This is a genomic window from Terrisporobacter sp. (assembly GCF_017888745.1).
GTDB lineage: Bacteria > Bacillota > Clostridia > Peptostreptococcales > Peptostreptococcaceae > Terrisporobacter.
This window is the reverse complement of sequence record NZ_JAGHFM010000409.1, coordinates 1-1,290: the sequence shown is the minus strand read 5'-3', so window position 1 is coordinate 1,290 and position 1,290 is coordinate 1. Positions and strand designations below refer to the sequence as shown.

Annotated in this window: 2 protein-coding genes; both read right to left on the bottom strand. The window is 26.9% G+C overall.

The genetic code is table 11. The annotated features are described in order from the left end of the window. The coding region (locus J7G74_RS16560; RefSeq protein WP_297137450.1) for a sigma-70 family RNA polymerase sigma factor at positions 1–555 on the bottom strand (555 nt) is incomplete at its 3' end. A gap of 94 nt (positions 556–649) precedes the next feature. Then, on the bottom strand, positions 650–1,290 hold a 641-nt coding region (locus J7G74_RS16555; RefSeq protein ID WP_297137447.1), incomplete at its 5' end, for a hypothetical protein.

Sequence of the window (1,290 nt, the reverse complement as noted above, 5' to 3'; positions counted from 1 at the left end):
GTATTTTTCATACTCTTTTCTTATTCTAAATGATTTTCTTATTAATTCCATTCTAGACTGTCTAAATATGTTATTAATCGCACTCTCCTTTTTATTATACTTATCAGCTATATATTTTATTTGAAGCTCATTTACATATCTATCAATAAATATTTCAGCTTTTATAGGCTCTAATATACTTCTGAACTCTTGTATATATTCTTGTAGTGTCATACCTTCTAGTACTTCGTACTCTACATTTACACTACTATTAGGAATAATATCATACATATTTGTTTCTTCGTCTATCTCATGATCTAAAGATGTAAATATATATTGCTGCTTAATTCTTTTTAAGTTACTAAACTCTTTTTTAATGCTCCACTCAATATTACTATATACATAATTACTAAATTTAACACCTTTGTCCTCTTTGTATGTTTCAAAGGCTCTAATCATTCCTAAACTACCAATTTGGTATATATCTTCTATATCAATTCCATAGGAATTATTTTTAAACCTATTAGCTATTTTAATAAGCATTGGTTCATATTGTAAGTAGTCTTTATCTGTCATTGTTACCCCCTACACTCTGATATATGATAAAAATATAAGTAGTTACTGAATATATAGTTATAGTAACTACTCAATACAAAGTTTAATTTGATAGCTATTTTAATATCTTATCTTTCAAGTTATTTATGCTTGCCATTTTTTCTGTGCTACCACCTCTGTCTGGATGATATTTGAATGATAATAACTTAAATGCTTCTTTCAGTAGTTTTTTCTCATTATCATTGTAGTTACTAGACACATTTTCTTGGTAACTACTAGAACTATAACTGCCTTGGCTATACCTACTATACCAATCTTCGAAAGCTTCCTTACTTTTTTTCTCGTAGTCTTTCTTATACTCGTAATCTTGTTTTATTTGCTCTAATCTATCTTTATTAGTTAAGTTTCCAAATACATCATAACATTCATCATATCCACTACCATAAACATTGTTAAATTCATACTTTTTTTGATTGAATTTGCTTATGATATCTTTATAACTTTTATAAGTTTTATATTCTTCTGTATTATGAAATTCCTCTGTTATTCTATCTAGTAAAGGATCTAGCTTCTTATAAATTAATTCATATAGTCTACTCTCTGTTATTCCCATTTCTTTTAATTTATCTTCTACTCCCCAAAGTTCAAAACCATATTCTATAAGGTCATAATGCTCATGTGTACCAATTACCCATTGTCTCTTTTTTACCTTACCATCTTTTCTATAACTTTCATGTATGCTTATTTTATAAGCTT